This is a genomic window from Streptomyces sp. NPDC020983, from assembly GCF_044333485.1.
In the GTDB taxonomy this organism is placed as follows: domain Bacteria; phylum Actinomycetota; class Actinomycetes; order Streptomycetales; family Streptomycetaceae; genus Actinacidiphila.
In genome coordinates, this window is sequence record NZ_JBIRRA010000002.1 from 602,927 (window position 1) to 624,748 (window position 21,822).

Here is a 21,822-nt window from a genome sequence, read left to right on the forward strand (position 1 = left end):
CGTGACGATCACCGGAGCGGGGACGAACATACGGCCGTTGGCCCCCGGGCAGCGCGCCCGGCTGCTCGTCGGCGACATCGACGGCGGCGCGCCGCGGCTGGTGCACGAGACCGCGCACAGCGCCCTGGAGGCACCGAACTGGTCACCGGACGGCCGCTGGCTGGTCGTCAACCAGGACGGCCTGCTGCTGCGCATCCCCGCCGACGCCGCACCGGGCGACGGCGTGCTGCCCGAGGTCGTCGACACCGGCGGCATCACCGACGCCAACAACGACCACGTCCTCTCCCCGGACGGTGCCACGGTGTACCTGTCGGCCGGCGACGGCCACATCCACGCCGTCCCCTTCACCGGCGGCCCGGCCCGCCGCGTCACCAACGACCGCGGCCCCGGCCCCTTCCGGCACTTCCTGCACGGGGTCTCCCCGGACGGGCTGACCCTCTCCTACGTGGGCGTCGAGCCCTACGGCGGTGACGAATGGGGCTACCGCAACATCTTCACCCTCCCCTCGGCCGGCGGCCCGGACACCCGGCTCACCGACAGCCCCGCTCCCGCGGACGGTCCGGAGTTCACCCCGGACGGCGAGTGGATCGTCTTCAACTCCGAGCACGGCGCATCCGTTCCCGGCCACGCCCAGCTCTTCCGCATGCGCACCGACGGCTCCGGCCTGACCCGGCTGACCTCCGACGAGCGCGTGAACTGGTTCCCGCACCCCTCGCCGGACGGCCGCCACCTGCTCTACCTCAGCTTCCCGCCCGGTACCCTGGGCCACCCCGCCGACCGGGACGTCGTCCTGCGCCTGCTGGACGCGCACGGCGCCGGTGCCCCGCGCGACCTCTACGCCTTCCGCGGCGGCCAGGGCAGCCTCAACGTCAACAGCTGGTCCCCCGACAGCCGCCACTTCGCCTACGTCGACTACCCCGCGACCTGACCGGCCGCCCGGACCCCCGGCCGTCCGGACCCCCGGCCGCCCGGCACCGCCGGGGCCGGGCGGGACCGCGCCCGGCGGCGGTGCCTAGGTGCGGCGCAGGATCACGTAGCCCTCCTGGCTCGCCATCTGCGTCCACGTCGTGCCGGGGTGCAACTGCGTGCCGTACGTCACCGGGTCCGGCACCCACCCGCTGGAGTTGTCGATCGCGATGTACTGCGGCACGACGCCCTTCGTACCGCCCACCCAGTAGACGGTCGTGCGGTGCACCAGCCGGCTGATCGGCCCGACGTTCGCCTCCACGGTGGCGCCGTCCGGTATCTGGCCGAGCAGCTTCTCGATGACCTTGGTGCGCGTGTCGACCTTGTAGGTGTCGGAGTGCCCGAGGGAGGCCAGCGGCATCGACAGCGTCAGCGCCATCGCCGCCCCCACCGCCGCGGCCGGCACCCCGGACGCGTAGGACCGCAGCCACGGGGTGCGGCTGCCCCGCGACCGGTCGGCGGCGTCCACCAGCGCCAGGAACACCACCGGCATCAGCACCGCGCTGTAGTGCCAGGCCGTGCCCCAGTTCTCCGGGTAGTGCGACACGAAGCGCCACCCGATGGTCGGCAGCGCCGCGACGATCAGCGGCGACCGCAGGGCCAGCAGCCCGGTGGTCGGCAGCAGGACCCACAGCAGCGTGCGCAGCGCGGTGCCGAAGGGGATGTGACCGGTCAGCGTCCCGTCGCCGTTGATGTGGTTGAACGCGTCGTAGCCGGGACCGTAGAAGGCGGGGATCAGCACGGTGACGGCCAGGGCGGACGCCGCCACGCCGAAACCGATCAGCCCGATCGCCCACGGCCCGTACCGCTCCGCGTCGCTCAGCGGCACCTCCACCTCGTCACCCCCCTCGTCTGCTGCTCCGTCCGCCGTCCCGCCGGCTCCGGCGCCCGCGGGTGCGCTCTTTGCGCCGGTCCTTTCCGCGGCGCCGCCCGCGGCTCCGGAAGACGCGGCCTGCGCCTCGGACGCCTGCGCCTCGGAATCCTGCGCGTCGGCGGCCTGCTCCGTGGCCGGCGCGGCGGCCCGCGAGCTCTCCCGGGTGCGCCACCAGACGATCGCGCCGATCATCGCCGCCGTGACGCCCAGATCCTCCTTGACCAGCACCAGGGGCACCGCCCACCACAGGGCCGCCCCCCAGCGCTTGCGGACGACCGCCTCCAGCGAGAAGGCCAGCAGCGGCATCGCGAAGGCGATCTCGTGGAAGTCGAAGTCGACCGCCCGCTGGACGGCCCAGGACAGACCGTAGGCGGCGCCGATCGCGAGCCCCCTGCCCCGCCCGAGGAGCAGCGAGGCCCCCCGGGTGACCGGGACGACCGAGATCGCGAACAGCAGGGCCTGCGCCACGAGCAGCGTCGCCGGTGTCGGGAAGACGCGGTAGAACGGCGCGATCAGCGCGGTCGCCGGACTGAAGTGGTCGCCGAGCGCGTTGAAGCCGGGCCCCTTCAGCGGGGTGGTCGGCGCGTGCAGGTGGGCGTACCCCTTCACCGCCTGCTCGAAGATGCCCAGGTCCCAGGACATCGTGAGCATCCTGCGGTAGCGCACCAGCGACAGCAGGACGTAGGCGACGAAGAAGACGGCGCCGAGCAGATACGGGTCGAGGCGTGCGCCCGGGATCCGCAGCCCGGGCCGCGCCGCCGTGGCGGGGCCCGGTTCTGCGGCAGGCGGCGCCGCCTTGCCGCCGGATTGCGGTATGACGGCCTCGGCCCTGTCCATCGACGTCCTCCCGAGGATGTGGGGTCGGGTCTGCCGGAAAAGATACGGGACGACGCTGTCCGCGCGGGACCCGTGGGACGGACGGCCGTGGCCGCGCGCTCAGCCGGTCTTGGTCCAGGTGCCGCAGTCCGCCGTCTTGAAGTAGGCGTCCTTGGCCGTGACGGTGACCACGGCCTGGCCGGTGACGTTGTCGTTCGCGAGGATCGAGTCCACGTCGTGCAGCGCGTCCTTGGTCCTCTCCCAGTAGCACGTCTCGCCGCCCTTGGCCTTGTAGGTGCCGGCGGCTATGTCCGTTCCCACCTTGTACATGCCGTCCCCGACCGACGTCTTCGGCGAGGCGGGTGCGTCCTTCCCGGCGGCGAACCAGTCCTTGCAGTCCGTCGACGTGAAGATCTTGTCCGTCGGCTTGATCGTCACGTAGCTGCTGCCGTACACGGTGTCGTTCGCGAGGATCGAGTCGGTGTCGCCCTTGGCGTCCTTGTCCCGCTCCCAGTAGCACATGCCGTCGGAGTTCCCGCTCGTCCGGTAGGTGCCCGGCTGGATGTCCTTGCCGACCTGGAACGTGCCGTCGCCCTTGAAGGCGGGCTCGTCCGCCGGCTTGTCCTCCTTCTTCTTCTGCGCGGGAGCGGACGACGCGGACGCTGCGCCGCCGTCCTTCGCGGACGCGCCGGACGAGCCGGCCGAGTCGTCCGACGGGCCGCAGGCGGCGATCCCGATCGCGAGGAACGCGGTGACGGTGCCCGCTGCGGCGAGCCGGACGAGAGACGACGTGGACATGGGTTTCCCCCCTGCGTTCGGCGGGCCTCGGTGGCCCTGTGAACCGTTGACACCATGAGAGCATCAAGGTGTGAACCGAGTCAACACTAATTCTCGAACGAGTGATGTTCACGCCGTGAAGGGGTCCGATCGTGCTCCCTGGGTATGCTCGCCCCCACAGACACACACGCAGGGACGACCGGGGGGAAGGAGAGGACAGTGCCCGAGCACGCGAGCGAGGTGACGGCGGCGGAGATCGCCAGGCTGGCCGGCGTCGGAAGGGCCGCCGTCAGCAACTGGCGCCGGCGCCACGGCGACTTCCCCAGGCCGGTGGGAGGCTCCGACACCAGTCCGACCTACGAGCTGGCCTCCGTGGAGAAATGGCTGCGCGAGCAGGGGAAACTGCCCACGGTGCCGCTGTACGAGCGCCTGTGGCAGCGTGCCGACAGCCACCCCGGAGGGGTGCCGGCGGCCCTGCGGATCGCCGGATCCGTCCTGATACTCATGCGTGAGGACCCCCGCCTGGTGGTCCACTACAGCGCCGCGTCCGACGGCGAGCTGGCCGAGCGGCTGCCGGCCGAGCTGGAGTCCGCGCTGGCCGCGCGCTTCGGCCCGGACCACCCCGTGCGGCTGCCGGACCGGCTGGCCGACGCGGTGCCGCTGCTGCGCACCGTGGTGAAGTTCGCCGAGGACGTCGGTCCCGCCCAGACCTACGAGTTCCTCTTCGGCCGCTATCTCGACGCCAACCCCCGGCAGTTCGTCCTCACCCCGCCGGGCCCCGCGGAGCTGATGGCCGCACTGGCCGGGGAGCGGCCGGGCAGCGTGCTCGATCCCGCCTGCGGCAGCGGAGCCCTGCTGCGTGCGAGCGGGGCCACCGACGCCGTTTACGCCCAGGAGGCCGACCCGGAGCTGGCCTCGCTCACCGCGCTGCGCCTGGCCCTGGCGACCGACCCGACCGTCCGGGTCCGGGTTGCCACGGGCGACAGCCTGCGCGCGGACGCCTTCGGCGAGCCGGCCGTCGAAGCCGTCGACACGGTGCTCTGCCACCCGCCGTTCAACGACCGCAACTGGGGCCATGACGAGCTGGGGTACGACGCGCGCTGGGAGTACGGCTTCCCGGCCCGCACGGAGTCCGAGCTGGCCTGGCTCCAGCACGCGCTGGCCCACACCAGCGAGGGTGGCACGGTGGTGATGCTCCTGCCGCCCGCCGTCGCGTCCCGCAGGTCCGGCCGCCGGGTGCGCGCCGACCTGCTGCGCCGGGGCACGCTGCGCGCCGTGGTGGCGCTGCCCGCGGGGGCCGCTCCGCCGCAGGGGCTGCCCCTCCATCTGTGGGTGCTGCGCAAACCCCGGCCCGACCAGCGCCCGCCCGCAGAGCTGCTGCTGTTCGACGCGGCGGGGATACCGGGATCCGGCACGGAGAAGGCGCCCTGGTTCGCCGTCAGCTCGGCGGTCCTCGACACGTGGCGGGCCTTCGACCGGCACGGCTCGGTGCCCGACCGCCCCGGTCTGAACCGCACGCTGCCGGTCATCGAACTGCTCGACGACGACGTGGACGTGACGCCCGCACGGCACCTCCCGCCGCCCGTGGCCGACGGAGGCGCCGCGGAGCTGGAGGACGTGCGGGACCGGCTGGCGCAGACGCTGCGCCGCACCGCGGACATGGCTCCGGCGCCCCCGGCGGACGGGGAGCCGGCCCGCTGGCCGACCACGACCGTGGGGGAACTGGCCCGGGCGGGCGCCCTGCTGATGCGTGCGGGCGGCGGGGGCAGCGCCCCGGCGGACGGTTCCGCCGGCCCGCGCGCCGTGCTGACCGAGCACGACGTCATCGCCGGCGGCGGCCCCACGGGCATACTGCCGCCGGGCCGCCCCGACGGGCCCGTGGACGAGCCGGTGCTCGTCGAGGAGGGCGACGTGGTGGTGCCGGTCCTCGGCGGCGGGGGGGTGGCCCGGGTGGTGGACGCGGCCACCGCCGGTGCAGCGCTCGGGCGCAACGTCTACCTGCTGCGGCCGGACACCGGGGCGCTCGACCCGTGGTTCCTCGCCGGGTTCCTGCGCGGCACCGCCAACGGCCGCCAGGCCAGCAGCTTCGCGACGACGTCCACCCGGCTCGACGTGCGCCGGCTCCAGGTGCCGCGGCTGCCCCCGGCCGAGCAGCGGCGCTACGGCGAGCGCTTCCGCACCCTCGCGGCCTTCGAGGAAGCGCTGCGCCAGGCGGCCCGGCTCGGCGACCAGCTCGTGCAGGGGCTCTACGACGGACTGACCGAGGGCACCGTGCGGCCCGGATAGTTGTCCACAGGCCGTCGCGGAAGCCGCGCCGCCTGCCCGTTGCGGCCGATACGCTCTCGACCAGCCATCCGCTTCGACGACCAGGAGCCCCAGATGTACGGCCCCGGCATCACCCAGCCGCCGCGCCCGCCCGCGGGCCGCGGCGCCGTGATCTGGCTGCGCGTGCTGTTCACCGCGCTGCCGGTGCTCTCGTTCGGACTCCTCGCCTGGGCGTCGCCGCTGCGGCTGGCCGTGACGCGGCGCAACCCGGCCGACTGGGCGCTGATGGTGATCGACATCGTCCTGGTCGTCACCGGCTACATGCTGATCGGCTTCGCGCAGGACAACACGGACAGCTGGCAGTCGAACGTGGGGACGCTGACGGTGCTGGTCGTCTCGCTGGGCACCCCGGCGTACTTCCTGACCGCCGACATCAGGCGGCGCCCCGTGGTGCTCGCCGGATACCCGGTGCCGCACGGCTACCCGGCCCGGAGCCCGTACGCCGCCGGATACGGCCCGGCGGCCGGCGGGGCGGCAGCGGGGATACCCATGTCCCACCCGGTGCCGCACCGGACGCCCGTCCCGCAGCAGACCCCCGCCCCGCACCGGACGCCGGCCCCGCAGACCCCCGCGCCGCACGGCACACCCGATCCGTCGAACGGGGCGGCGGCGGCCGGGCCGCCGCCACCGCGGATCCAGCAGGTGCGGGCGGAGCTGGACGAGCTGAGTGACTACCTCCGCAAGGAGGAGGGCCGGTGATCGGTCGGCTCGTCGCCGGCCGCTACGAGCTGGCCACGGTGATCGGCCAGGGCGGGATGGGCCAGGTGTGGACGGCCTACGACCGGCGGCTGGACCGCCGGGTCGCGGTGAAGCTGCTGCGGCCCGACAAGGTCGCCGGTGCCGACGACGCCGGCGAGCTGCGGAAGCGGTTCGACCGGGAGTGCCGGGTCACCGCCCAGGTCGACCACCCGGGCCTGGTGACGGTGCACGACGCGGGTGCCGACGGCGACGACCTGTATCTGGTCATGCAGTACGTGGAGGGTGCCGATCTCGGCGACCACCTCGCCGAGCACGAGCCGTACCCGTGGCCGTGGGCGGTCGCGGTGGGCGCGCAGCTGTGCGCGGTGCTGGCGGCGGTCCACGCGGTGCCGATCGTCCACCGCGACCTGAAGCCGCGCAATGTGATGGTCCGTCCGGACGGCACGGTCACGGTGCTCGACCTGGGCGTCGCCTCGGTGATGGACACCGACACCACGCGGCTGACCCACACCGGCACGCCCATCGGCAGCCCGGCGTACATGGCGCCGGAACAGGCCATGGGCGGCGCGGTCGGACCGCGGACGGACCTGTACGCACTGGGCGTGCTGCTGCACGAACTGCTCAGCGGGAACGTGCCGTTCGCCGGCACCACGGCGCTCGGGGTACTGCACCGCCACCTGTACGAGGCGCCCGTCCCGCTGCGGCGGCTGCGGCCCGAGGTGCCCGAGCCGCTGGAGGCGCTGGTGCTGCGGCTGCTCGCCAAGGATCCGCAGCACCGTCCCGCGGCGGCGCAGGAGGTCTACCAGGACCTCGCGGCGCTGCTGCCGCCGCCCGCCTCGCACCGGCCGGCGCCCGGGCCGATGGATCCGACGCGCCCCTTCGTGCGGCCGCAGGCGCCCTGGCCGGACCGTGCGGCCGCCGCGGCGGTGCCGCCGAAGCCCGTCGTGCCGCCGCAGCCCGCGCAGTCGCCGAAGGACGCCGACCTCGCGGTGGCCGTGGACGAGGTCAGGAAGCTGCTGGACGCCGGCCGGATCACCCAGGCGGTGGACATGCTCGGCGGCATCATCCCTGCGGCGGCCCGCAAGCACGGCGAGCACTCGCCCGTCCTGCGGGCCCTGCGCAAGCAGTACGCGGCCACGCTGATGGAGGACGGGCAGTACCGCCGGGCCCTGCCCGAGCTGCGGCGGCTGTCGGACGAGTTCGCCTCGCAGTACGGCGGGGCCGACCGGCAGGCGCTGCAGTACCGCTACGAGGCCGCGCAGTGCCTGGAGCACCTCGGCGACCCCCGGGCCGCCCTGAGCGAATACCGCATCCTGCTGCCGTACTTCGAGCAGTGGACGGCCACGAGCCCCGGCATACCGCTGGACATCCGCCGCCGGACGGCCCACCTGCTCCTCTCGATAGGCGACCGCACCGCCGCCCGCGACATCCTGACCCGGCTGCTCTACGACGCCGAGCGGGTGCACGGCCCGCACCACCCCTTCCCGGCGGAGATCCGCCGGACCCTGGCGTGGCTCGGCCAGGTGCACGTGTAGCCGGGCGGAGGCGGAGGGGCGGCGTCACTCGCGGCGCAGCACCACGTAGCCGCCGGCGTCGGCGACCGTGGTCCAGCGCGCCTGCGGGTGGAGCTGCCGGGCGTAGCCGGGCGGGTCGGTGAGCCAGCCGGAGAGGTTGTCGAAGGCCAGGTAGTCCGGGATCCGGCCGCCGGTCCGGCCGACCCAGTAGACGGTGGTGCGCCGCACGAGGCGACTGATCGGCCCCACGTCGGCCTCCACGGTGGCGCCGTCCGGGATGCGGGCGAGGGCGCGCTCGGCGGCCCGCGTGCTGCCGTCCACCCGGTAGGCGGCCAGGTGTGTCAGCCCGGCGACCGGAAGCTGGGCCGAGAGCGCGACCGCCGCTCCGAGCGCAGCCGCGGGGAGCGCGCGGGCGGCCGCGCGCAGCCACCGCGGCGTGTGGCGGCTGCCCGGCGCGGCGGCCGCGACCAGGGCGGCGGCGTCGGCGGCGGCGAGGAAGACCACGGGCATGAGCACGGCGCTGTAGTGCCAGCCGGTGCCCCAGTTCTCGGGGTAGTGCGAGACGAAGCGCCATCCCAGGGTCGGCAGTCCGACCAGCAGCAGCGGGGAGCGCAGCGCGAGCAGCCCGCCGGCCGGCAGCAGCACCCACAGCACCGTGCGCAGCGCCGTGACCGCCGGGATGTGGCCGGTGAGCGTGCCGTCGCCGTCGATGTGGTTGAAGGCGTCGTAACCGGGGCCGTGGAAGAGCGGGATGAGCCGGCCGATCTCCCACGCCGACGCGACGATCCCGAAGGCCGCCAGCCGCAGCGCCCACGGGCGGACCCGTCCGCCGCCGGCCGCGCCCCGCAGGGTGTCGTCTCCGGCCCGCAGCCACACCACAGCGCCGGTCATCGCGACCGCGGCCCCCAGGTCCTCCTTGACCAGGACCAGCGGCAGCGCCCACAGCATCGCCGCCGTCCAGCGCCGCAGCAGCACCGCCGCGAGCGAGAAGGCGAGCAGGGGAACGGCGAAGGCGATCTCGTGGAAGTCGAAGTCGACGGCCCGCTGGACACCCCAGGACAGCCCGTACGCGGCGCCCAGCGCGAGTCCGGGGCCCCGCCCGAGCAGCAGGCCCGCCGCCCGCGTCACGGGGACCACCGAGAGGGCGAACAGCAGCGCCTGCGCCACGAGCAGCGTCACGGTGGTGGGGAAGACCCGGTAGAAGGGCGCGATCAGGGCGACGACCGGGCTGAAGTGGTCGCCGAGCTCGTCGAAGCCGGGCCCCTTGAGATCGGCGACCGGGGCGTGCAGGTGGGCGTAGCCCTTCACCGCCTGCTCGAAGATGCCCAGATCCCAGGACATCGTCGCCATCCGGCGGTAGCGCGACAGCGACAGCGCCGCGTAGACGGCCGCGAACCCGGCGGAGAGCACCCACGGGTCGGGCCGGGGCGGGGCGGGCCGCCCCGGCCGCCCGTGGACCGGGGCCGCGGCCGCACGGCCGGCGGCATCCGCGGCCGGTCCGTGCGCGGGCGCGGGGATCCCCGCCGCCCCTGCGGGCTCCTGGGCGGGGAGCATGGCGTCCGCGCCGTGCCGCCCGCCGTTGCCGTCGCCGCTCATACGCCGGTCCTTCCGTCGCCTCGGCTGCCCTGCCGCGATCCCGCGGGATGCACCTTTCGCCCCGGTTCGGGGCGCTACCAGCTTGGCGACGCGAGCGGCGCGTCCCGGTGACGGCACGCCGACACGGGCCCGGAGCTTCCGCGGCCGTGCCGCCCGGGGGAACCCGGTAGGCCGGGGAGGCGGCGCGGGCCGTACTCTGCGCCATCGGGGGAAGACAGTTGACGGACCGTTCCTCCGCCCGTCGCACCGGTCGCCGTACCGGCCGGACCCCTGAGAGGCGCACATGGCACCCACGACCACCCCGCCCGCCGGGCCCGGAACGGCGGACGCCGCCGGCGGACCCCTCGCGCCCGGCCGCTCCCGCACCGCCGCCCGGGCCGTGGCCTGCGCCGCGGCCCTCGCCGTCGTCCTCGGCGGCGGACTCGCCGGCTGCAAGGACCCGAACGCGCCCGCGGCGACCGGCAGTGCCCCGGCGCCCGCCGCGGGCGCGCCCGGCAGCGCGCTGTCGGCGGCCGGCCGGCTGACCGTCAAGGGCCGTGCCCCCAAGACCGGCTACTCACGCGACCGCTTCGGCGCCGCGTGGGCCGACACCGACCACAACGGCTGCGACACCCGCGACGACATACTCAAGCGCGACCTGCGGCAGACGACCTTCCGGGACGGCGACAAGCGGTGCATCGTCACCGCCGGCGTCCTCGCCGACCCGTACACGGGCACGCGGGTCACGTACAGGCGCGGTGCGAGCAAGGTGGACATCGACCACGCCGTGGCCCTGTCCGACGCCTGGCAGAAGGGCGCCCAGCAGTGGCCGGTCTCCAAGCGCCGGGATTTCGCCAACGACCCGCTCAACCTGCTGGCCGTCGACTCCTCCACCAACCGCCGCAAGAGCGACGGCGACACCGCGACCTGGCTGCCGCCGAACACCGCCTTCCGCTGCGCCTACGTGGCACGGCAGGTGGCGGTGAAGAAGAAGTACGGCCTGTGGGTGACGTCCGCGGAACGCGACGCCATGCGCAAGGTGCTCGGCGGATGCCCCGCCGAGCGGCTGCCCACGGGCTGAGGGCCGCACGGCCCCGGGGGCGGGAAACCGGCCCCGGGAGGCGGGCTGTGCGGATCCTGTGGTGCCGAGTGCTGGATATCGGCGGCCCGGGATCAATATCCTCGTGCTCGATCATCACATCAGCATCGTGAGGCTTGTTCCCCTGCCGGGAGGCACCCATGGTCCGCCGCCGCACCGCCGCCGTCTCGATCGCCGCAGCAGCCCTGCTGCTGGCATCGCCCGCCCTGACCGCGTGCGGATCGGGCCCGGACCGGACCGGCGCCGCGGCCGTGGTGGGCGACCAGCGGATCACCGTGGCCTCGCTCCAGTCGAAGGTCAACCAGGTGCGCGCGGCGCAGAAGGCCTCCCCGCAGGGCGCCCAGCTGCTCGCCTCCGGCGGCAAGCTGTCGACGCAGACGCTGACCATGCTCGTGCAGACCGCCGTCATCGAACGGGCCGCGCGGGACGCCGGGGTGACGGTCACGGAGGGGGAGGCGCAGCAGGACCACGCGGCGGCCCTCCAGCAGTTCGGCGGGAACCAGAAGGCGCTGGACGCCGCTCTGCTCCAGCAGTTCGGTATCGCGCCCGCCGAGGCCGACACCTACTTCCGGACGAACGCGCTGCTCGGCAAGCTGATCTCCAGCCTCGGCTACCAGCCCGGCAGCGACGGCGGCCAGACCGCCCTGGTCGGCATCCTCACCAGGACCGCGGACAAGCTCGGCGTGACGATCAACCCGCGCTACGGCACCTGGGACAGCAAGAAGGCCAGCATCGGTGACACCTCCGACGCCTGGGTGATCACGAAGACCCCGGCCTCGGCGGCGCCCGCCGCGTGAGGCCGTTGTCGGACCCCCGCGGTACGTTCGAGGAGTGAACGACTCCGCTGCCGACCCCACCGCCGCTCCCGGCGACGCCCCCGCGGGCGGCGCCGGCCGGCTGGTCCTGCTCACCACCAGCCACCGGGTGGCCCCGGGGCAGCTGTCCTGGCCCGCGTGGCAGGCGCTGCGCGGCGCCGACCGGGTGCTGTGCCCGGACGCCGGGCATCCCCAGCTGCCCTTCCTGCACGAGGCGGGGGTCCGCGTGGAGATCGCCGCGCCCACCGGCCGGGAGCTGGTGGAGGCGGCGGCCGGCGGCCGCACGGTGGTCTACCTGCCGGCGGGCGGCGGGGAGGGCGACCGGGAGGTGACCGCGGAGCTGGCCGCGCTCGGCGGTTCGGGCCGGGTCGAGATGCCCGACCTGGAGCTGCTGCCCGGCTCGTACGACCTGCCCGGCGCCCGCCTGCTCGACCTGGTCCAGGTGATGGACCGGATCAGGGCCGAGTGCCCGTGGAGCAGCCTGCGCACCCACGAGGACCTCGCCGCGTACGGCATCGAGGAGATGTACGAGCTGGTCGAGGCGATCGAGGAGGGCGACCGGACAGCCGTCCGCGAGGAGCTGGGTGACGTGCTGCTCCAGGTGGTCTTCCACGCCGCCATCGCCGAGGGGGATCCGGACGAGCCGTTCGGTATCGACGACGTGGCGGCCGGCCTGGTCGACAAGCTGATCCACCGCCACCCGCACATCTTCGGCGACGAGACCGCCGAGACGCCCGAGCAGGTGCAGGCCAACTGGATACGGCTGAAGGGTGTCGAGAAGGCCCGCGAGTCGGTGACGGAGGGGGTGCCGCTCGCCTCCCCGGCGCTGGCGCTGGCCGCCAAGCTCGCCGGAAGGGCGCGGCACGCCGGGCTCCCGCTGCCGGTCACCCCGCCCGCCCCGCTCTACGACGACGAGAGCGCGCTCGGCGACCACCTGCTGGCCGAGGCCGCCGCCGCCCAGGCGTCCGGCATCGACCCGGAGGCGGCGCTGCGGCACGCCGCGCGGCGCTACCGCGCGGCGATACGCACTGCCGAGTCCGAGGCCCGGCACCCGCGGGACGGGTCCCGGAAGCCGTAGCCGCCGTGCCGCGGGCCGGGCCCGGCGCCGCGCCGCAGGGGATCCACCGGCGGCGCCGGGTACCGGCACGGGCGGCGCCCGGCACGGCGGCGCGGTCGCGTACGGTCGGGGGATGACCGACGGCGCCGCCATGCCCGAGCTCTTCACCTGGGAGTTCGCCACCGACCCCTACCCGGCCTACGCCTGGCTGCGCGAGCACGCCCCCGTCCACCGCACGACGCTGCCCAGCGGCGTCGAGGCGTGGCTCGTCACGCGGTACGCCGACGCGCGCGAGGCGCTGGCGGACCCCCGGCTGAGCAAGAACCCGGTGCACCACGCGGAGCCGCCCGGCGCGCGCGGCAAGACCGGCATCCCCGGTGAGCGCAGCGCCGACCTGATGACGCATCTGCTCAACATCGACCCGCCCGACCACACCCGGCTGCGCCGCCTGGTCTCCAAGGCCTTCACCCCGCGCCGGGTGGCGGGCTTCGGCACCCGGGTGCAGCAGCTGACGGACCGTTTCGTGGACGGCTTCGCGGCGCGCGGCGAGGCGGACCTGATCCACGAGTTCGCCTTCCCGCTCCCCATCTACGCCATCTGCGACCTGCTGGGCGTGCCCGCCGAGGACCAGGACGACTTCCGGGACTGGGCCGGCATGATGATCCGGCACGGCGGCGGCCCGCGCGGCGGCGTCGCGCGCTCGGTCAAGCGGATGCGCGCCTACCTGACGGAGCTGATCCACCGCAAGCGCGCCGAACTGGCCGCGGACACCGCCGGCGGGCCGCCCGACGACCTGATCGCCGGTCTGATCCGGGCCTCGGACCACGGCGAGCACCTGACGGAGAACGAGGCCGCGGCCATGTGCTTCGTGCTCCTGTTCGCGGGTTTCGAAACGACCGTCAACCTCATCGGCAACGGCACCTACGCGCTGCTGCGCAACCCGGAGCAGCGCGCCGCCCTCCAGCGGGCCGTCACGTCGGGGGACGACGCGCTGCTCGACACCGGGATCGAGGAACTCCTGCGCTACGACGGCCCGGTCGAGCTGGCGACCTGGCGCTACGCCACCCGGCCGGTCGAGATCGGCGGTGTGCCGATCGCCCAGGGCGACCCCGTGCTCGTGGTCCTCGCGGCGGCCGACCGCGATCCCGCGCGCTTCGCCGACCCCGACCGGCTCGACCTCGCCCGCCGGGACAACCCGCATCTCGGTTACGGGCACGGCATCCACTACTGCCTCGGCGCGCCGCTGGCCCGGCTGGAGGCCAGAACGGCCCTCGCGACACTCCTCACCCGGCTGCCCGACCTGCGGCTCGCCGCCGATCCCGGCGATCTGCGCTGGCGCGGAGGCCTCATCATGCGCGGCCTGCGGACGCTGCCGGTGGCCTTCACCCCCGAGGCGGGGCCGTCCAGCTGACCGGGCGTCAGCCCCGTGACCGCGACGTGACGGCCGCTACATCGACTTGTGATCCGTTGGCCAATCCCGCTACGTTCTGCGGTCAACGCGAGGCGTGCGAAGGCTGCGCGCAACGGCACCGATGAAAGGCGACCGTATGCTCTCCGCCAACGGCAGGCACCGACGTCCCCGGCAGGCTCCTGCCGCGGTGGTGACCATGGCGGCGACCGGCGCGGGGCTCGCGCTGCCGCTGCTGGGCGCGGCCGCCGGAGCCGCGCAGGCCGCGGACGGCGGCACCTGGGACAAGGTCGCGATATGCGAGAGCGGCGGCCAGTGGGACGCCGCGTCGCACAACGGCGTCTTCGGCGGCCTGTCCCTCACGCAGGACGTGTGGGTCCGCTACGGCGGCCTCCTCTACGCTCCCCGGCCCGACCTCGCCTCGCGGGCGCACCAGATCAAGGTCGCCGAGAGGATCCTCACCGACCTCGGCCCCGACGCCTTCCCCGGCTGCGAGCTGGGCACGGGCCTGCTGGACGGCAACGGCAACGGCAACGGCAACGGCAACGCCGACGGCAGCGGCGGCAGCGCCGACGACGGCGGCACCGGCGCCACGGACGGCTCGACCGCCACCCCGGCCCCCACCACGCCCGCCGACCCCTCCGCGCCGCCCGCGTCCACCACCCCCGGCGCTCCCGCCGCCACCCCCACGGCGCCGGCCACCCCCACCACCCCCGAGACCGGCACCGCCACTCCGGCGCCCCCCGCGGCGGAGACCCCCGCCCCCACCGCCACCGACCCGGGTGCCCCCGCAGACGGCTCCACGGCCACGCCCGCGGGCCCCTCCGCCCCGCCCGCGTCCACCACCCCCGGCGCGCCCGCGACCGGCAGCGGGCGCCACGCGCGCCCGTACAGCCCCACCGACGAGGAACTGGCCGCGGCCGACCGCGCGACCCGTACCCGCACCACCGCCGTCGTCCCGGACGCGGACGGGGAAGCGGACGCGCGCCAGGGGAGCGGCGCGGCCGGCAACACCCAGGGCAACAGCGGCAATTCGGACAGCGCCTCGCACCAGGCCGCGGACACCTACGAGATCGGCGCCGGCGACTCGCTCTCCGGTATCGCGGCCGCGCACGACGTCCCCGGAGGCTGGCTCCACCTCTACGACGCCAACCGCCAGGCGATCGGCGATGATCCAAACCTCATCAAACCTGGACAGATCATCGACCTGGGCTGATTTCCGCCGCTCGCGAGCCCCGAAATCCCCTGCCGCGCAGGGTCGGTGACAAATAGGACGTAGGGGATTTACGCTCCTTGTGGTGATGTGACAAGCCTCTCCTCGAACCTGTGACCGGCCGCGCGTGCCCCGCCCTGACGCAGCCTCCCGACCTGCGGATTCGTCCAGCCTCCGACGCCGTGGCCGCAGTTGGCGCCCGAAACGCGAGTGTTTGTTCAATCCGGTCCGGTGTGCTTAACGTCTAATCGCTCGCCACAGCGGGCCCCGCCGGAGCGGAACGCCGAGTCCTGCCGCCGCGCCCGACGGGAGCAACCGACGCGAAAGCGCCGCAGGCAGGAGCGGGGGACCCACGGTCTTTCCGCCGGATACACGGCAACGGACGGCACGTCGCCGCGCAGCCCCGCTGCGCCGCCGCGAGGAAGCCGCCGCCGCCACGGATCCGGCTCGGGGTGAAGCAGGGCACCGCCCACGCGGTGCCGGCCGGGCAACTCACGTCCGAACCCGACAGCTGACCTCGCAGGCGTCGGTGAGGGACATACACACATGGGTAAGCACCGTCGTGCCTCGAAGATGGTCCGATTCGCCACTTTCGCCGGTGTTGCCGGCGTCGCCGTCGCCGCGCCGCTGATCGGCGCCACCTCCTCCTCGGCCGCCTCCGTGGCCACCTGGGACGCCGTCGCGCAGTGCGAGTCCGGCGGCAACTGGCACATCAACACCGGCAACGGCTACTACGGCGGCCTGCAGTTCTCGCAGTCCAGCTGGGAGGCGGCCGGCGGCCTGAAGTACGCGCAGCGCGCCGACCTGGCCACCAAGGACCAGCAGATCGCGGTCGCCGAGAAGCTCCTCGCCCTGCAGGGCCCCGGCGCCTGGGCGTGCGCCTCGGCCGGCGGCCTGACCGCGGGCGGCCCGGCCCCCGACGTCAACCCCGGCGGCTCGTCCTCCTCGTCGGCCGGCTCCAGCAGCTCCGGCTCGGCGAAGACCACCACGAAGACCGGCACCGCCAAGAGCACCCCGGCCAAGAAGACCGCCAAGCCCGCCGGGCACACCGCGACCGACTGGCAGCGGCACGGCGCGAAGGGCTCGTACACGGTCGTCTCCGGCGACACGCTCTCCCGGATCGCCGCGAGCCACCACGTCAAGGGCGGATGGCACAAGCTCTTCCAGCTCAACAAGGACGTCGTCAAGGACGCCAACCTGATCTACCCGGGCCAGCACCTGCGCCTCGGCTGATCCCGGGGCGCGGGGCGGGTGGGCCCCGCGCGCCCTCACCGGCCGGCCGGACGCGCGGCGCGCCTCGCGGCGCCCGCGCGCCCGGCCGGTTTTCCGTCTCAGGGGCCGGGCCGACGACCGGCCCGGGGACGTGAGCCGGTTAGGCTCGTCCCGGAAAAACGCGAAGACATCTCAGAAGGAGACAACGTGCCGTCCATCGACGTCGTCGTAGCCCGGGAAATCCTCGACTCGCGAGGCAACCCCACCGTCGAGGTCGAGGTCGGCCTCGACGACGGCAGCACCGGCCGGGCCGCCGTTCCGTCCGGCGCCTCCACCGGCGCCTTCGAGGCCCTCGAACTCCGCGACGGCGACAAGAACCGCTACCAGGGCAAGGGCGTCGAGAAGGCCGTCCTCGCCGTGATCGAGCAGATCGGCCCGGAGCTCGTCGGCTACGACGCCACCGAGCAGCGGCTGATCGACCAGGCGATGTTCGACCTGGACGCCACGCCCGACAAGTCCTCGCTCGGCGCCAACGCCATCCTCGGCGTGTCGCTGGCCGTCGCGCACGCCGCGTCCGAGGCCTCCGACCTGCCGCTCTTCCGCTACCTGGGCGGCCCGAACGCGCACGTCCTGCCCGTCCCGATGATGAACATCCTCAACGGCGGCTCGCACGCGGACTCCAACGTCGACATCCAGGAGTTCATGATCGCGCCGATCGGCGCGGAGTCGTTCTCCGAGGCGCTGCGCTGGGGCGCCGAGGTCTACCACACCCTCAAGGGCGTGCTGAAGGCCCGCGGCCTGTCCACCGGTCTGGGCGACGAGGGCGGTTTCGCGCCGAACCTCGGCTCCAACCGCGAGGCGCTCGACCTGATCATCGAGGCCGTCAAGCAGGCCGGCTACACCCCCGGCCAGGACATCGCGCTCGCGCTCGACGTCGCCGCCTCCGAGTTCTACAAGGACGGCTCCTACGCGTTCGAGGGCAAGTCGCGCTCGGCCGCCGAGATGACCGAGTACTACGCGGAGCTGGTCGAGGCCTACCCGCTGGTCTCCATCGAGGACCCGCTGTTCGAGGACGACTGGGACGGCTGGAAGACCATCACCGACCAGCTCGGCGCCAAGGTGCAGCTGGTGGGCGACGACCTGTTCGTCACCAACCCGGAGCGCCTGCAGAAGGGCATCGACAGCGGCACGGCCAACGCCCTGCTGGTGAAGGTCAACCAGATCGGCTCGCTCACCGAGACGATGGACGCCGTCGAGCTGGCCCAGCGCAGCGGCTACAAGTGCATGATGTCGCACCGCTCCGGCGAGACCGAGGACGTCACCATCGCCGACCTAGCCGTCGCCACCAACTGCGGCCAGATCAAGACCGGCGCCCCGGCCCGCTCCGAGCGCGTCGCCAAGTACAACCAGCTCCTGCGCATCGAGGAGATCCTGGACGACGCCGCGGTCTACGCCGGCCGCAGCGCCTTCCCGCGCTTCAAGGGCTGAACACCACGCGCCGCGTCCCCGTCCGGTGCCCTCCCACCGGCGGGGACGTACACGCGTACGGGCGAGGGGACAGTATGTTCCTCCCAGGGGCGGTAGCGTCCCCTGCGAGGGACGCGAGTCCGAGGGACGTACGAGGGGAGCGACGGCGTGGCGTCGGACCGGTTCTCCACCGCTGCCCGGCTCAAGGCCATCGGGCAGGAGGCACAGGCGCGGGTCTACCGCGCCGCGGCGGCCCGCAGACCCGGCCGGCCGGGCCGGCTGACCGGGCGGGCGGCGCTGCTCGCGCTCGTGCTGTGCGCCCTGGTGATCGCCCTCGCCTACCCGACCCGGCAGTACATCGCGCAGCGTTCCGACATCGCCGACCAGCGCCGCGAGGCGCAGCAGGCGAAGAAGAGGGTCGAGCAGCTGCGCGAGGAGAAGGCCCGCTGGCAGGACCCGGAGTACGTCCGCACCCAGGCGCGCGAGCAGCTCCACTACGTGATGCCCGGCGAGGACGGCTACTCGGTGGCCGCCCCCACGCCCTCCGCCGGTGCGCCGGGCGCGCACAACCGCGGCGCGGGCTCCCCGGGCGACGCGGGCGGACAGGCGGCGGCAGCCGCCCACCGGCCCTGGTACGCGAACCTCTGGGACGGCGTCGACCACGCCGACGCCGCGGCGACGCCCGGCCGCTGAGGCCTGCTCCGGAAAGCGGTACGGCCCGCCCTCGCGGCGCACACGTCCGCCCGGCCCCACGGCCGTACGGCCCCCGAGACGAGAAACGGCACATGAACCCCTCAGAGCACCCTCCCGCGACCCCCGAGGACGCAGCCGCCGTCCAGGCGCAGCTGGGCCGCCCGCCGCGCGGCCTGCGCGCGGTCGCGCACCGCTGCCCCTGCGGCAACCCGGACGTCGTCGAGACCCAGCCGCGGCTGGAGGACGGCACGCCCTTCCCGACGCTGTACTACCTGACCTGCCCGCGGGCCGCCTCGGCGATCGGCACGCTGGAGGCCGACGGCGTCATGAAGACGATGACCGCCCGCCTGGCCGAGGACCCGGAGCTGGCCGCGGCCTACCGCGCCGCGCACGAGGACTACATCGCCCGCCGTGACGCGATCGAGGTGCTGGCGGGCTTCCCGAGCGCGGGCGGCATGCCGGACCGGGTCAAGTGCCTGCACGTGCTCGTGGGCCACGCGCTGGCCGCGGGACCGGGCGTCAACCCGCTGGGCGACGAGGCGCTCGCGATGCTGCCCGAGTGGTGGGCCAAGGGCCCGTGCGTCCCGCTCCCGGGAGAAGACCGCGACGACCGGCAGGAGACGTCCTCATGACCGCCCCCACGACGACCCGGGTCGCCGCCGTCGACTGCGGCACCAACTCGATCCGGCTGCTGGTCGCCGACGTCGACCCGGCCACCGGCACCCTGCGCGACCTGGACCGGCGCATGCGCATCGTCCGGCTCGGCCAGGGCGTCGACCGCACCGGACGGCTCGCGCCCGAGGCGCTGGAGCGCACCTTCGCGGCCTGCCGCGAGTACGCCGGAGTCATCCGCGAGCACGGGGTGCCCGCCGAGCGGATCCGCTTCGTGGCCACCTCCGCCTCGCGCGACGCGGAGAACCGCGACGACTTCGTGCGCGGCGTGCGCGAGCTGCTGGGCGTCGAGCCCGAGGTCGTCACCGGCGACCAGGAGGCCGCGCTGTCCTTCACCGGCGCCACCCGCGAACTGACCGGCGGGCACGGTCTGCTGACGCCGTACCTGGTGGTCGACATCGGCGGCGGCTCGACCGAGTTCGTGCTGGGCGCGGAGCGCGTGGAGGCGGCCCGCTCGGTGGACGTGGGCTGCGTGCGGATGACGGAGCGTCACGTCGTGCGCGAGGGACGGCCGGTGGACCCGCCGTCCGCGGAGATCGTCGCGGCGATGACGGCCGACATCGACGCCGGTCTGGACGCGGCCTCCCGGACGGTGCCGCTGGAGCGCGCCCGTACGCTGGTCGGGCTGGCCGGCTCGGTCACCACGGTCGCCGCGCTCGCGCTCGGCCTGGAGGCGTACGACTCGGCCGTGATCCACCACTCCAGGATCACGCTCGCGCAGGTCAGGGCGGTCGCGGGGATGCTGCTGGCGTCCACCCACGCCGAGCGCGCGGCCCTCGCCGTCATCCACGAGGGGCGCGTCGACGTGATCGCCGCGGGGGCTCTGGTGCTGCTGCGGATCATGGAGCGGACGGGCGCCGCGGAGGTCGTGGTGAGCGAGCACGACATCCTCGACGGCATCGCCTTCAGCGCCGCGGAGCAGGGCGCCGGAAAACCTTTGTGAAACTCTTCACATGAAGTTCCCGCCTCGCGGCCCGATTTTCCAAGGCACGGACGTCCGATGCCCCGGGAATCGTTGGCAGCGGCGGGTTCCTGCGGTGTGACGGCTGCGGGGCCGCGGGGTGGACGCCGCACGATCGGTGCTGATCAGCGCCCGGGGTGGGGGAGCGGCGGCGGCGGGGCCGGCCGGCGGGTGCGTCGCACCTGGTCGCGAAACCGCGCAGGGTAGCACAGGGTCTCCAGGTCCTTGTGAAGGGGCTCACGAGGTGCCCCCCGCGGGGTGCTGGATACTCGGATGCATGAGCACCACGGAGCGTCCACGGATCCTCGTAGTAGGCGGCGGTTACGTCGGCCTGTACGCGGCGCGCCGCATCCTGAAGAAGATGCGGTACGGCGAGGCGACCGTCACGGTCGTCGACCCGCGCTCGTACATGACGTACCAGCCCTTCCTTCCCGAGACGGCAGCAGGCAGCATCTCCCCGCGTCACGTCGTCGTCCCGCTGCGGCGCGTGCTGCCCGGGGCCGAGGTGCTGACCGGGCGGGTCGTCGACATCGACCAGGACCGCAAGGTCGCCACGGTCGAACCGCTCGTCGGCGAGTCCTACGAGCTGCCCTTCGACTACCTGGTGATGGCGCTCGGCGCGGTCTCCCGGACCTTCCCGATCCCGGGCCTGGCCGAGAACGGCATCGGCATGAAGGGTGTCGAGGAGGCGATCGGGCTGCGCAACCACGTGCTGGAGCAGCTCGACAAGGCCGACTCCACCACGGACGAGGAGATCCGCCGCAAGGCGCTCACCTTCGTCTTCGTCGGCGGCGGCTTCGCGGGTGCGGAGACCATCGGCGAGGTCGAGGACATGGCGCGCGACGCCGCCAAGTACTACCCGAACGTCAAGCGCGAGGACATGCGCTTCATCCTCGTCGACGCCGCGGACAAGATCCTCCCCGAGGTCGGCCCGCAGCTGGGCAAGTGGGGCCTGGAGCACCTCAAGGAGCGCGGCATCGAGGTCTACCTCCAGACGTCGATGACCTCCTGCGTCGACAAGCACGTGGTGCTCGCCAACGGCCTCGAGGTCGACGCCTCCACCATCGTGTGGACGGCCGGCGTGAAGCCGAACCCGGCGCTGGCGAAGTTCGGCCTGCCGCTCGGCCCGCGCGGCCACGTGGACACCGCTCCGACCCTCCAGGTGCGCGGCACCGACTACATCTGGGCCGCCGGCGACAACGCGCAGATCCCCGACCTCGCCGCGGGCGAGGGCGCCTGGTGCCCGCCGAACGCGCAGCACGCGCTGCGCCAGGCCAAGGTGCTCGGCGACAACGTGGTGTCGGGCATGCGGGGCTTCCCGCAGCAGGACTACAAGCACGCCAACAAGGGTGCGGTCGCGGGTCTCGGGCTGCACAAGGGCGTCGCGATGATCGTCTTCGGCAAGGCGAAGATCAAGGTCAAGGGCCGCCTCGCCTGGTACATGCACCGCGGTTACCACGGCATGGCGGTGCCGACCTGGAACCGCAAGATCCGGGTCTTCGCCGACTGGACGCTCGGGATGTTCCTCAAGCGCGAGGTCGTCTCGCTCGGCGCCATCGAGAACCCCCGCGAGGAGTTCTACGAGGCCGCCCGCCCGGCTCCGGCGCCCGCCGCCGTGCCCGAGCAGCCGAAGGCCGCCGCCGAGAAGGCCGGCGCGGCCTGACACCCCCCGGCGGCGC

At 74.1% G+C, this 21,822-nt stretch carries 18 protein-coding genes and 1 riboswitch; of the genes, 15 read left to right on the forward strand and 3 right to left on the reverse strand.

What is annotated here, in order from left to right; translation table 11 throughout:
* Nucleotide 1 precedes the first annotated feature (1 nt).
* The gene (locus tag ACH4SE_RS05995) at nucleotides 2-928 is read left to right on the forward strand and encodes a TolB family protein (protein WP_398542056.1); all 927 of its coding nucleotides are present in this window, start codon (nucleotides 2-4) and stop codon (nucleotides 926-928) included.
* An 84-nt stretch (nucleotides 929-1,012) separates the two neighbouring features.
* Here the strand turns inward: ACH4SE_RS05995 and ACH4SE_RS06000 are convergent, their stop codons facing one another.
* Both ACH4SE_RS06000 and ACH4SE_RS06005 read right to left on the reverse strand, forming a co-directional pair.
* Nucleotides 1,013-2,677: a DUF2079 domain-containing protein gene (locus ACH4SE_RS06000; RefSeq protein WP_398542057.1), complete on the reverse strand. Its 1,665-nt coding sequence runs from the start codon at nucleotides 2,675-2,677 to the stop codon at nucleotides 1,013-1,015.
* A 99-nt stretch (nucleotides 2,678-2,776) separates the two neighbouring features.
* Entirely contained in the window at nucleotides 2,777-3,454 is a 678-nt protein-coding gene (locus tag ACH4SE_RS06005) for a hypothetical protein (protein ID WP_398542058.1), read from the reverse strand.
* Between the two features lie 198 nt (nucleotides 3,455-3,652).
* Between ACH4SE_RS06005 and ACH4SE_RS06010 the strand changes: the two genes are divergently transcribed.
* The 3 genes from ACH4SE_RS06010 to ACH4SE_RS06020 all read left to right on the forward strand — a co-directional run bounded on the left by ACH4SE_RS06010 (nucleotide 3,653) and on the right by ACH4SE_RS06020 (nucleotide 7,992).
* A complete protein-coding gene (locus ACH4SE_RS06010) occupies nucleotides 3,653-5,719 on the forward strand; it encodes an N-6 DNA methylase (protein ID WP_398542059.1) in 2,067 nt (688 codons plus the stop codon).
* A 93-nt stretch (nucleotides 5,720-5,812) separates the two neighbouring features.
* On the forward strand, nucleotides 5,813-6,457 hold the full coding sequence (locus ACH4SE_RS06015) for a hypothetical protein (RefSeq protein WP_398542060.1): 645 nt from the start codon (nucleotides 5,813-5,815) through the stop codon (nucleotides 6,455-6,457).
* Nucleotides 6,454-7,992: a protein kinase gene (locus tag ACH4SE_RS06020; RefSeq protein ID WP_398542061.1), complete on the forward strand. Its 1,539-nt coding sequence runs from the start codon at nucleotides 6,454-6,456 to the stop codon at nucleotides 7,990-7,992. The genes ACH4SE_RS06015 and ACH4SE_RS06020 overlap by 4 nt, the downstream gene beginning before the upstream one ends.
* A 24-nt stretch (nucleotides 7,993-8,016) precedes the next feature.
* On the opposite strand, the gene ACH4SE_RS06025 is transcribed toward ACH4SE_RS06020, so the two are convergent.
* A complete protein-coding gene (locus ACH4SE_RS06025) occupies nucleotides 8,017-9,567 on the reverse strand; it encodes a DUF2079 domain-containing protein (RefSeq protein ID WP_398542062.1) in 1,551 nt (516 codons plus the stop codon).
* 283 nt (nucleotides 9,568-9,850) lie between these two features.
* On the opposite strand from ACH4SE_RS06025, the gene ACH4SE_RS06030 reads away from it, so the two are divergent.
* The 11 genes from ACH4SE_RS06030 to ACH4SE_RS06080 all read left to right on the forward strand — a co-directional run bounded on the left by ACH4SE_RS06030 (nucleotide 9,851) and on the right by ACH4SE_RS06080 (nucleotide 21,806).
* Nucleotides 9,851-10,627 (forward strand): HNH endonuclease family protein, encoded by a 777-nt coding sequence (locus ACH4SE_RS06030; RefSeq protein WP_398542063.1) that lies wholly within the window; start codon nucleotides 9,851-9,853, stop codon nucleotides 10,625-10,627.
* Nucleotides 10,628-10,785: 158 nt separating this feature from the next.
* Entirely contained in the window at nucleotides 10,786-11,442 is a 657-nt protein-coding gene (locus ACH4SE_RS06035) for a SurA N-terminal domain-containing protein (RefSeq protein WP_398542064.1), read from the forward strand.
* A 34-nt stretch (nucleotides 11,443-11,476) separates the two neighbouring features.
* Nucleotides 11,477-12,538: a nucleoside triphosphate pyrophosphohydrolase gene (locus tag ACH4SE_RS06040; protein WP_398542065.1), complete on the forward strand. Its 1,062-nt coding sequence runs from the start codon at nucleotides 11,477-11,479 to the stop codon at nucleotides 12,536-12,538.
* 112 nt (nucleotides 12,539-12,650) lie between these two features.
* Nucleotides 12,651-13,928 (forward strand): cytochrome P450, encoded by a 1,278-nt coding sequence (locus ACH4SE_RS06045; RefSeq protein ID WP_398542066.1) that lies wholly within the window; start codon nucleotides 12,651-12,653, stop codon nucleotides 13,926-13,928.
* A 136-nt stretch (nucleotides 13,929-14,064) separates the two neighbouring features.
* Nucleotides 14,065-15,141 (forward strand): transglycosylase family protein, encoded by a 1,077-nt coding sequence (locus tag ACH4SE_RS06050; RefSeq protein WP_398542067.1) that lies wholly within the window; start codon nucleotides 14,065-14,067, stop codon nucleotides 15,139-15,141.
* A gap of 396 nt (nucleotides 15,142-15,537) precedes the next feature.
* Nucleotides 15,538-15,679, forward strand: a riboswitch (cyclic di-AMP (ydaO/yuaA leader).
* A gap of 5 nt (nucleotides 15,680-15,684) precedes the next feature.
* On the forward strand, nucleotides 15,685-16,371 hold the full coding sequence (locus tag ACH4SE_RS06055; RefSeq protein ID WP_398542068.1) for a transglycosylase family protein: 687 nt from the start codon (nucleotides 15,685-15,687) through the stop codon (nucleotides 16,369-16,371).
* A 186-nt stretch (nucleotides 16,372-16,557) separates the two neighbouring features.
* Nucleotides 16,558-17,838, forward strand: a complete 1,281-nt coding sequence (gene eno, locus ACH4SE_RS06060; RefSeq protein ID WP_398542069.1) for a phosphopyruvate hydratase — start codon at nucleotides 16,558-16,560, stop codon at nucleotides 17,836-17,838.
* A gap of 147 nt (nucleotides 17,839-17,985) precedes the next feature.
* Entirely contained in the window at nucleotides 17,986-18,510 is a 525-nt protein-coding gene (locus ACH4SE_RS06065) for a septum formation initiator family protein (protein ID WP_398542070.1), read from the forward strand.
* Nucleotides 18,511-18,602: 92 nt separating this feature from the next.
* A complete protein-coding gene (locus tag ACH4SE_RS06070; protein ID WP_398542071.1) occupies nucleotides 18,603-19,142 on the forward strand; it encodes a DUF501 domain-containing protein in 540 nt (179 codons plus the stop codon).
* Nucleotides 19,139-20,125: an exopolyphosphatase gene (locus ACH4SE_RS06075; protein WP_398542072.1), complete on the forward strand. Its 987-nt coding sequence runs from the start codon at nucleotides 19,139-19,141 to the stop codon at nucleotides 20,123-20,125. Before ACH4SE_RS06070 ends, ACH4SE_RS06075 begins: the two co-directional genes overlap by 4 nt.
* A gap of 295 nt (nucleotides 20,126-20,420) precedes the next feature.
* Nucleotides 20,421-21,806 (forward strand): NAD(P)/FAD-dependent oxidoreductase, encoded by a 1,386-nt coding sequence (locus ACH4SE_RS06080; protein ID WP_398542073.1) that lies wholly within the window; start codon nucleotides 20,421-20,423, stop codon nucleotides 21,804-21,806.
* Nucleotides 21,807-21,822: the final 16 nt, after the last annotated feature.

What these genes read in the sequence shown, in the direction of transcription:
- ACH4SE_RS06000 (WP_398542057.1), bottom strand. Translation starts at nt 2,677, where the DNA reads ATGGACAGGGCCGAGGCCGTCATACCGCAATCCGGCGGCAAGGCGGCG.
- ACH4SE_RS06005 (WP_398542058.1), bottom strand. Translation starts at nt 3,454, where the DNA reads ATGTCCACGTCGTCTCTCGTCCGGCTCGCCGCAGCGGGCACCGTCACC.
- ACH4SE_RS06015 (WP_398542060.1), top strand. Translation starts at nt 5,813, where the DNA reads ATGTACGGCCCCGGCATCACCCAGCCGCCGCGCCCGCCCGCGGGCCGC.
- ACH4SE_RS06025 (WP_398542062.1), bottom strand. Translation starts at nt 9,567, where the DNA reads ATGAGCGGCGACGGCAACGGCGGGCGGCACGGCGCGGACGCCATGCTC.
- ACH4SE_RS06030 (WP_398542063.1), top strand. Translation starts at nt 9,851, where the DNA reads ATGGCACCCACGACCACCCCGCCCGCCGGGCCCGGAACGGCGGACGCC.
- ACH4SE_RS06035 (WP_398542064.1), top strand. Translation starts at nt 10,786, where the DNA reads ATGGTCCGCCGCCGCACCGCCGCCGTCTCGATCGCCGCAGCAGCCCTG.
- ACH4SE_RS06045 (WP_398542066.1), top strand. Translation starts at nt 12,651, where the DNA reads ATGACCGACGGCGCCGCCATGCCCGAGCTCTTCACCTGGGAGTTCGCC.
- ACH4SE_RS06050 (WP_398542067.1), top strand. Translation starts at nt 14,065, where the DNA reads ATGCTCTCCGCCAACGGCAGGCACCGACGTCCCCGGCAGGCTCCTGCC.
- ACH4SE_RS06055 (WP_398542068.1), top strand. Translation starts at nt 15,685, where the DNA reads ATGGGTAAGCACCGTCGTGCCTCGAAGATGGTCCGATTCGCCACTTTC.
- ACH4SE_RS06070 (WP_398542071.1), top strand. Translation starts at nt 18,603, where the DNA reads ATGAACCCCTCAGAGCACCCTCCCGCGACCCCCGAGGACGCAGCCGCC.
- ACH4SE_RS06075 (WP_398542072.1), top strand. Translation starts at nt 19,139, where the DNA reads ATGACCGCCCCCACGACGACCCGGGTCGCCGCCGTCGACTGCGGCACC.
- ACH4SE_RS06080 (WP_398542073.1), top strand. Translation starts at nt 20,421, where the DNA reads ATGAGCACCACGGAGCGTCCACGGATCCTCGTAGTAGGCGGCGGTTAC.